Annotated in this window: 9 protein-coding genes and 2 pseudogenes; 6 read left to right on the top strand and 5 right to left on the bottom strand. The window is 50.2% G+C overall.

The genetic code is table 11. The features are described 5' to 3' along the window. Nucleotides 1-111 precede the first annotated feature (111 nt). Entirely contained in the window at nt 112-1101 is a 990-nt protein-coding gene (locus JTA15_RS05820) for a 2-hydroxyacid dehydrogenase (RefSeq protein ID WP_014169916.1), read from the top strand. A gap of 38 nt (nt 1102-1139) precedes the next feature. Here the strand turns inward: JTA15_RS05820 and JTA15_RS05815 are convergent, their stop codons facing one another. After that, on the bottom strand, nt 1140-2336 hold the full coding sequence (locus tag JTA15_RS05815; protein ID WP_041162583.1) for an MFS transporter: 1197 nt from the start codon (nt 2334-2336) through the stop codon (nt 1140-1142). 219 nt (nt 2337-2555) lie between these two features. Here JTA15_RS05815 and JTA15_RS05810 point away from each other — a divergent pair, with 219 nt between their 5' ends. The 3 genes from JTA15_RS05810 (at nt 2556) to iraP (ending at nt 4592) form a co-directional block, all read left to right on the top strand. Continuing rightward, complete coding sequence (locus tag JTA15_RS05810; RefSeq protein ID WP_255580145.1) at nt 2556-3164, top strand: TetR/AcrR family transcriptional regulator; 609 nt, start codon at nt 2556-2558, stop codon at nt 3162-3164. A 51-nt stretch (nt 3165-3215) separates the two neighbouring features. Then, entirely contained in the window at nt 3216-4121 is a 906-nt protein-coding gene (locus JTA15_RS05805; RefSeq protein WP_219372961.1) for an alpha/beta fold hydrolase, read from the top strand. A gap of 135 nt (nt 4122-4256) precedes the next feature. Next, nucleotides 4257-4592: an anti-adapter protein IraP gene (iraP, locus tag JTA15_RS05800; protein WP_014169912.1), complete on the top strand. Its 336-nt coding sequence runs from the start codon at nt 4257-4259 to the stop codon at nt 4590-4592. A gap of 88 nt (nt 4593-4680) precedes the next feature. Here iraP and asd read toward each other — a convergent pair whose 3' ends face one another. From asd to JTA15_RS05785, 3 genes and pseudogenes are all read right to left on the bottom strand, one after another. Beyond that, the gene (asd, locus tag JTA15_RS05795; RefSeq protein WP_219372960.1) at nt 4681-5799 is read right to left on the bottom strand and encodes an aspartate-semialdehyde dehydrogenase; all 1119 of its coding nucleotides are present in this window, start codon (nt 5797-5799) and stop codon (nt 4681-4683) included. A gap of 234 nt (nt 5800-6033) precedes the next feature. Further along, nucleotides 6034-6228 (bottom strand): annotated as a pseudogene (locus JTA15_RS05790) (M3 family metallopeptidase); the annotation flags it as partial. 37 nt (nt 6229-6265) lie between these two features. After that, entirely contained in the window at nt 6266-6718 is a 453-nt protein-coding gene (locus JTA15_RS05785) for a cyclophilin-like fold protein (protein WP_219372959.1), read from the bottom strand. 225 nt (nt 6719-6943) lie between these two features. Between JTA15_RS05785 and JTA15_RS21685 the strand changes: the two are divergent. Continuing rightward, a pseudogene (locus JTA15_RS21685) lies at nt 6944-7067 on the top strand (LysR family transcriptional regulator); the annotation flags it as partial. Nucleotides 7068-7290: 223 nt separating this feature from the next. Further along, nucleotides 7291-8037, top strand: a complete 747-nt coding sequence (locus tag JTA15_RS05780; protein ID WP_138613899.1) for an SDR family oxidoreductase — start codon at nt 7291-7293, stop codon at nt 8035-8037. Nucleotides 8038-8200: 163 nt separating this feature from the next. On the opposite strand, the gene JTA15_RS05775 is transcribed toward JTA15_RS05780, so the two are convergent. Then, nucleotides 8201-8803, bottom strand: a complete 603-nt coding sequence (locus tag JTA15_RS05775) for a site-specific integrase (RefSeq protein WP_219373233.1) — start codon at nt 8801-8803, stop codon at nt 8201-8203. Nucleotides 8804-8872: the final 69 nt, after the last annotated feature.

The following is an 8872-nucleotide window of genomic DNA, read 5'->3' as shown; positions in this document are numbered from 1 at the left end:
AAAGATGCTCTAAAATAATTGATAGAACTTATTGAATTCAATAATATTTCAGAAATTGTAAGATAATTTTAATCATGCTAACGTGAATGCAAAATCACTGGAGAAAGTCTTATGAAACTCGCGGTATATAGCACAAAGCAGTACGACAAAAAGTATCTGCAACATGTTAACGAGGCTTACGGGTTTGAGCTTGAATTTTTCGACTTTCTGCTGTCCGAAAAAACCGCCAAAACGGCGCACGGCTGTGAAGGCGTTTGCATTTTTGTGAATGATGATGGCAGCCGTCCGGTGCTGGAAGAGTTGAAAAAACAGGGCGTGAAATATATCGCCCTGCGCTGCGCTGGCTTCAACAACGTGGATCTTGATGCCGCAAAAGAGCTGGGGCTGAAGGTGGTCCGCGTCCCGGCATATTCTCCGGAAGCGGTCGCGGAACATGCCATCGGTATGATGATGTCGCTGAACCGTCGTATTCACCGTGCTTATCAACGTACCCGTGACGCCAACTTCTCTCTGGAAGGGCTGACCGGCTTTACCATGTACGGTAAAACCGCGGGCGTTATCGGTACCGGTAAGATTGGCGTCGCCGCCCTGCGCATTCTGAAAGGGTTTGGTATGCGTCTGCTGGCGTTTGATCCGTACCCAAGCGCTGCCGCGCTGGATCTGGGCGTGGAATATGTCGACCTGCCGACGCTGTTTTCACAGTCTGACGTTATCTCCCTGCACTGTCCGCTGACGCCGGAAAACTACCACCTGCTCAACCAGGCGGCGTTTGACCAGATGAAAGATGGCGTGATGATCATCAACACCAGCCGCGGCGGGTTGATTGATTCCCAGGCCGCTATTGAAGCGCTGAAGACCCAGAAGATTGGCGCGCTGGGGATGGACGTGTATGAGAATGAGCGCGATCTGTTCTTTGAAGACAAATCTAATGACGTGATCCAGGACGACGTATTCCGCCGTCTGTCTGCCTGCCATAACGTCCTGTTCACCGGACACCAGGCGTTTCTGACTGCCGAAGCGCTGATCAGCATTTCAGAAACCACGCTGGGGAACTTGCAGCAGCTGGAAAAGGGTGAAGAGTGCCCTAACGCTATCGTGTAAACCCGTGTGCCGGGTGCGGCTCTGCCCTGCCCGGCCAGCTACGCCCGGTCTGGTGTCCAGCTCCGGTGAGCAAAGCGCCACCAGAGCAGGACAGCCAGCAGCGCAATGGCGCTGAGCACACTAAAGGCCGTCGCAAAAGAGTAATGACCGGCAATGGTGCCGGTTAACGCCGGGCTCATTGCTGCCCCGACACCCTGCATCAGCATTACCACGCTCTGCCCGGCATTCACGTGCCCACTCCCGCGCAACAGCACCACGATAAACGACGGCACGACAACGCCCAGGATCCCCGCGGCCAGACCATCAAGAATTTGTACCGGGATCATCATCAACGGGGCGTCTGTGGAGGCTGCCAGTGCCGCCCGAACGGGCATGATCAGCAGGGCCAGCATGATTAAACGCCAGTAACCGTAGCGCTCAATTCGACCTGCCACCCCAATGGCGACGGGGATCATCACCGCCTGAGAAATGATGACGGTGGCCGCCGCAAATAATCCGGGATTGATGGTTGCCGGTGCCGCAGCAACCCTCATGCTCAGCATCGGCAGCAGTGCGGCATTGGCCAGATGGAACAGCAGCAGCGTCAGCCCGGTTATCAACAGCGCCCGGTTTTTAATCAGCACCGCGACGCCGGGGACTGGTTGACGGGCTGAAGAGGTCAGCCCCCGCGCCGCATCGTTGTCGATATCTGTATGACGAATGGCAAGCAGCGCGCACAACGTCAGAAGCGTCGTACAGGTCATCAGCAGGAAAATGCCCCCGACGCCCCAGAACCAGGCAATGCCGCCTGCAATCACCGCCGTCAGGAAATTGCCGGCGTGGTTGAACGCCTCGTTCTTCCCCATCTGCGTGCTAAACCCGCTCGGGCCCGTCAGACCCAGCGTAATACCCGCAATCAATGGCCCCACAAACGCCGCGCAGATACCGGTGATAATTTGCGAGACGGCGACGACGCCGCTCTGCTGACTAAACCAGAGCAGCAGCGTACTCAGCGTAATGGCGATACAAAGCAGTGCCAGAACCGAACGCTTATTGCGGGAGGTATCCGTAATAAATCCCGCCGGCAGCGTTGCCAGTAATCCCGCCAGCCCCCCGGCGGTCATCAGGATGCCGATATCATCCGGGGTCCAGTGACGTTCCGTCAGGAAGATGCCGAGAAAGGGCCCGAGGCCATCGCGAACATCAGCAATGAAAAAACTTGTCAGGCACAACGCCCGCAGTGAACGAAGAGACATACTTCCTGCCTTTTGCATATTGGCTGGCTCTGTTAGCGACGGCCTTTACGTTCGACGCCCTGTTAAAATCACGATGCAGTATACCGGAGCGTGTTGAAGCTAAAATGACCTCTCCACTCTTCTGCCGCGGCAAACTCTTTTTATAGAACTTCACGCTTTCCAGATACGCCCATTTATGGGAGTATTTAGGAATCGATTGTTTCCTAAATGATGAGCACAATGTCTGAGAAGCTACAGAACGCACGCGAGCGCGGACGTCCGCGGCAATTTGATCTCGATGCGGCCCTGGATCTGGCGATGCCGGTATTCAGAGAAAAGGGTTACCACAGCGCGTCGATTAGTGACCTGAGCGACGCGATGCAGCTCACTGCGGGCAGTATTTATAAAGCCTTTCACGATAAACGTGGCCTTTTCCTGCAGGTATTCGCACGTTATACCTCCCTGCGTAATCAATCGTTGCGCGAGCGTCTGGCGCGACAACCTGATGGCCGGGCCAAAATAGCCGAGCTGCTGAACTTTTATCTTGAATCGGCCAGCGCTGTCGAAGGGCGCCGCGGCTGCCTGGTGGTCGGCAGCACCCTTGAACTCAGCCAGTTTGACGGCGAAATTGCCGGGCTGGTGCAGAGCGCGCTTGCGCGAAATCAGCACGCGATCCTCCAGCTGATCGAACAGGGTATGCAGGACGGTTCAGTTAATTCACGTCACGACGCACAGGCGTTGAGCGGCATTCTGCTGTGCCTGGTCCTGGGCATGCGTGTGGCGGGCAAAGCCGGAGAATTACCGGCACGCGAACGGCTGGTAGAGACGGTGATGGCGCTACTCGCCTAAAAAATTTACCCATAAAGGAAATGATCATTTCCTAAATAGCTGGAGGTAGTAATGTCTGAGAATTCAATCCCCCTTCCGTGGTCGCAGCCTGTCGCGGGCTTGCCCGGTTTTGCGCACTATTACTCAACGGTCGATGGGGTTCGTCTGCACTATGTCAGAGGCGGACAGACGCAAGGTGAAACAATCGTGCTGCTTGCAGGCTTCCCGCAAAGCGGGTTTGCCTGGCATAAGGTGATGGCTCTTTTAGCCGATCGTTACGATATCATCGCACTCGACCTCCCGGGCCAGGGCGACTCCGATAAGCCACAGTCTGGCTACGATACCCTCACGCTTGCCAGTTCGGTTTTTGGGCTGGTGCAGACACTTGGGATCACAAGACATTACCTGGCCGCCCACGATGTAGGTGCATGGGTTGCCTGGCCGTATGCCCTGCGTTATGAACAGCAGGTAATCAAGCTGGCTCTGCTTGATGCCGGTATCCCGGGTATTACTTTGCCGGACGCCCTGCCCGCGACGCCAGAAAAAGCCTGGAAAACCTGGCACTTCGCGTTTCATCTTCTCCCCGACCTGCCGGAAGCCTTAATTAGCGGGCGTGAAGAGATTTACCTCGAATGGTTCCTGCGGCGAAAAACCGCCAGTCCGATGGCCTTTAGCGATGCGGATATCGCCCGATATGTCCGCCTGATGCAGCAAAACGGAGCGCTGCGTGCCGGGCTGGCCCCTTACAGAGAAGCGGCGGTCTCCGCTGCTCAGAACCGGACGCGGGCTGAAACGCAAAAACTTCAGGTGCCGCTGCTGGCCGTCAGTGCCGATCAGGGTTCGATTGCCGATATGGCTGCCCCGCTTCGCCAGTTTGCAGAGACGGTGAGTGGCATTACGCTTGCTCATTGCGGTCATTTCATTCCGGATGAACAACCTCAGGCCCTGAGTGAGGCCCTGGCAGACTTCTTCCGTTAACAGGAAGCGCACGGTGTTGATCACTGCTGGCACCGTGCCCTGCTTCATCAACAAAGACAATTGCTGTCGCCATAAAATAAACCTCGCTCAAAATTTATTAAGGAGTTAATCTCGCAAAGAAAATAAGGGGGCATTATGAAAAACTTGATACTCAGTGTTATCGCAAAAATTTCCAAAATGGACGCTGAAGCTAAAGAGCTGGCGGCCAAAGTAGAAGCACAGTCTTTGTTGATAGGCGCGTTGTTACTGACCATTGGTAAAAATGGCGGTATGAACGAAATGCTCGAGAATGTCAGAAAAGCGATCAACGCGGCGCTTGAAGCAGCAGATACGCCGCTCAAATCCGACGCTGAAATGTTACTGAACGAATTCAATAACCTGATTTTATTAACCCAGCTACTCGAAACTAATGACTCAGAGATAAGTATCGAATCGTTAAAGGAAGCCCCAGGCGAAACGGCCTCAGATTGAAACCCATTCCTAGAGGCTGGAGTTCAGTCTCCAGCTTCTCGTTAAACCCACGCCTTACGCGCAGCGCGCCATGACCGTGTGAGCGTGATTAGACTTTACCAAGCAGAATATTCAACATCCGTCGCAAGGGTTCCGCAGCGCCCCACAACAGCTGATCGCCGACCGTCAAAACCGAGTATATAGGGTCATTGTTAAGCGACATTTTCTTGTAACGGCCAATACCCACCTGCAGCGAACCGCTAATGTTAGCGGGAGTCAATTTACTGACACTGTCATCCTTATTATTGGGCACATAGTTAACCCATGGATGGGAATGCGTCACAAGCTCTGCAAATTCTTCTTCGCTGACTTCACGCTTGAGCTTCAGGGTTATTGCAGCACTATGGCAACGGATCACACCGACCCGAATACACAAGCCATTTACTGCAATCGTACCCGGAGAGAGACCAAGAATTTTGTTCGTTTCTGCCTCACCCTTCCATTCTTCTCTGCTATTACCATCCCCTAAATCGCTGTCAATCCATGGAATAATACTGCCCATTAAAGGCGCGCCGAAATTCTGGATGGGCATGTTAGCACTGTTAACTAATTCACTCACTTTATTGACTAAAGGAAGCACTGAACCTGAGGATTCCAGCTCATCAGAAGATAAATGTTTACTGATATAAGCGCTTTGAGCAATTAATTCCCGGACATATTTAGCACCCGCTCCGGATGCAGACTGATAGGTCATCACACTCATCCATTCTATCAGGTCAGCTTTAATTAACCCTGACAGTCCCATAAGACTCAGCGTAATGGAACAGTTTCCCCCAACAAAAAGTTTAATTCCCTCTTTGATGGCACGATCGATATTTGTGCGGTTGACCGGGTCGAGAATAATGCAGGCTTTTTCATCCATCCGTAGCGCTGAGGCCGCATCAATCCAGTAGCCTTGCCAGCCATAGCTAATCAACGCAGGATAAATTGCTTTGGTATAATCCCCGCCCTGACAGGTTATGATGATATCCATTTCGGCCAGGGCGCTAATAGAATTAGCATCTTTGAGTGTGTGGTTGACGCCACCAATGACGGGACCAGCGGCACCTGCACTGGAAGTACTGTAAAAATGCGCGGAAATATTGTCGAAGTCGTTCTCATCGACCATTCTTTGTAACAAAACAGAGCCCACCATTCCTCGCCAACCAACAATACCAACCTGCTTCATTTGCTTAACCTTAATGACGTTATGAGAATGTTAATTTTTCAAAACATGTTATATCTCATCCCACATTAATGGTCATTACGAATTGCATCACATTCGGTCATTATTAAAATGTTTCATACGGCATCAGAAATTTTTATACCTTTTACACGGCATAAATAATTAAAGTTGTGGATAAGACATAATCAAACAAAAACCGGGCCTCACGCCCGGTTTTGTTTCTGACCTGAATAAGCGCTACGCACTCAACCCGCGATTCTCCAGCGTCGGTTCAATCCTCGGATCGTGGCCGCGCCAGTTCCGGTAAAGTTCAGCTCAATCACTACTATTGCCGCGCGACAGAATCACCTCGCGGAATGTCTGTCCGTTTTCGCGGGTCAAACCACCCTGCTCGACAAGCCACTGATAGCCATCGTCTGCCAGCATTTGCGTCTACAGGTAATCCAGATTCAGTGTTTGATAATACAGATCAACCTTTTTTATCTGTGGTAAACCTTGCTATTACTTCTTTTTCATCTGCTAGTTTACCAAGATTTTCTGGCGCTATTATTCTGCCAACGGGTGTGTATCCGTAGTTTGTCTGAAAGGTCTCATAAAAAAGCACCAGGGTACGATGGCCATATAACATGAGATCGCCCTGATTAATGGTTCCAGGTTTGACCTGGTGGGTCGGTAAGGGACGGGGCAGATCAGCAAATTTCTCGTTCCCGTTAAGTTCCTCCATCGTTAAAGTCAGGGGAAGCTGTTCAATAAATGCCTTAGCGGCTGGATTATTCTTAAGTTCAACGTAAAAAGTTTGCTGTTTGATAGTCATTTTAATGGTCACGGCTTCTTCCTTGTCTGTCTGTAAAGAATTACTGGCACGAGCCGGGAATAAAAAGCTAGTGATGATAATAAATAACAGGAATAATATTTTTTTCATCCAGATTCTCTCCCGCAAATGCGCTGCACCTTTCAGGTGCAGCATCAATGATTATTTTAGATAAGCGTTTAAAAAGAAGTCAATTTATCAAATGGGTTCAGATCCGTATGCTTATCTCCGGACTCCTCTCTTACTGGAAATTCTACACGATAGATGTATGCTGACTAGCTAATGATTGCTTAATGGGCTTATAAGCTATAGTTATGTTTTGTGAGTATCTCACCGATGAAACGTAATCTGAATGACCTCCTTTATTTCATTACCGTCGCCCGCGGAGGGAGTATACCCCGTGCGGAGGCTCTACCAGGGGGCGCAACCGGCTCTCAGCCAGACAATATCGGCGCGGGAATAACGGCTGCAGATCCTCCTGCTCACACGAACTACCCGTAACCTAACTCCAATTAATGAGCTGTACTCATAATCAATATAAATTTATTCGCATTATCGAATTAATGCTCTACTGCTAAGATTATCCCTGTTCAGGAATGTGTCACTGAAGTCTGAAGAGATCGAACCTGATCTCAGTCTGATAGTGGTGACAACAGCCCATCTCCTATTCAGGAAGAGTAAAAATGACAGATAACATCATAGGCAAAGTAATTGTAATCACGGGCGCATCAAGCGGTATGGGTGAAGCGGCTGCGCGTTATCTTGCTGAAAAAGGAGCAAAGGTTGTGATGGCTGCGCGGAGAATAGACCGCATTGAGGCCATTGCGAGTGAGCTCCAAAAGCAGAATAAAGAAGCCATCGCCGTCGCAACCGATGTGACGAAACTTGATGACGTAAACAACCTCATTGAGACTGCGGTCAACACATTCGGTCGTGTAGATGTTCTTATCAATAATGCCGGCCTGATGCCACTTTCCCGCCTTGAGCAGGGAAATGTCGATGAATGGAATCAGATGATTGATGTCAATCTGCGCGGGGTTCTACACGGGATTGCTGCGGTGCTGCCTTATATGAAATCACAAAAAACAGGTCATATCATTAACACCGCATCTGTTGCTGCACACCTTGTCTTCCAGAGTTCTGCTGTCTATTCGGCGACAAAATTTGCTGTTCGAGCATTAACCGACGGTTTGCGCCAGGAAATGGCGGCACATAACATTCGCGTCACGTTAGTCTCCCCCGGTGCTGTTAAAACAGAACTGCTGGAGCATATAACGGATAAAGATGTTAAGGCTGCAAACCAGGATTACGTTGAAAATATTGGCGTGCCAGCAGAAACCTTTGCACGCATGGTAGCCTTCGCAATTAATGAACCAGAAGATGTTGGTGTGAGTGAAATTATTTTCAGACCAACGGCTCAGGAATTGTAATTAGTTTAGTGGCGGCAACTGGAGAAAAACTATCAGGATTTAGGCTTTTAGATTCGGCATACCCATATGCCTTTTCCTAAGCCTAAAAACACGATTTTTCCTGCACCTAACAGCGAGAAATGTCCGCTTCTGGCACAGGCCTGCTGTTGCAGCCCTGACAACCTTAGACTTCAATCGATTCAGAGATCTCTAACGCATCATCTACTTCAATGCCCAGATAGCGGACTGTGCTTTCCAGTTTCTTATGGCCCAACAGAAGTTGGATCACCCGAAGATTCTTGGTTTTCTTGTAGATCAGGTAAGGTTTTGTTCTTCTCATGGAATGTGTGCTGTAAAGCGAATCTGCGAGACCACGCTTTTCTACCCACCCATGAAAGATTCGGTTGTATTGTCGGGTTGATATGTGCTGATTAGTTCCGACCCGAGACCGGAACAAGAAGTCTTTACTGTGCAAATTGCCAAGTTTTATCAATGCAGCAACAGCTTCTCTTGTTCCTTTGGTTATCTCAAATTGCACAGGACTACCGGTTTTCTGTTGCAACACCGTTGCTCTGCTTGAAACCAAGCTACCATATGCCACTTCAGATACTTTGAGTTTGACCAGATCACAGCCTCGAAGCTTACTGTCCAGGGCCATATTGAACAGAGCTAAATCGCGCGTTTTACCTTCCAGTTTAAGCCGGATTCGGATCCCCCAGATACGAGATATCTGAAGTGGTCTTTTTTGGCCGATGATACGGTCTTTGTTCCACGGTGACGTGTTCATACTCAAATCTCCTGCAATGTGGGAGATTTGAGTATGGTTGTCCCTTATGAGCGAGGAGTGGACCTTAGT

The sequence above is a fragment of the Enterobacter sp. BIDMC 29 genome (assembly GCF_019378755.1).
Lineage (GTDB): Bacteria > Pseudomonadota > Gammaproteobacteria > Enterobacterales > Enterobacteriaceae > Enterobacter > Enterobacter ludwigii.
Note: the sequence above shows the minus strand (reverse complement) of the source record. Positions and strands in the feature narration are given on the sequence as shown.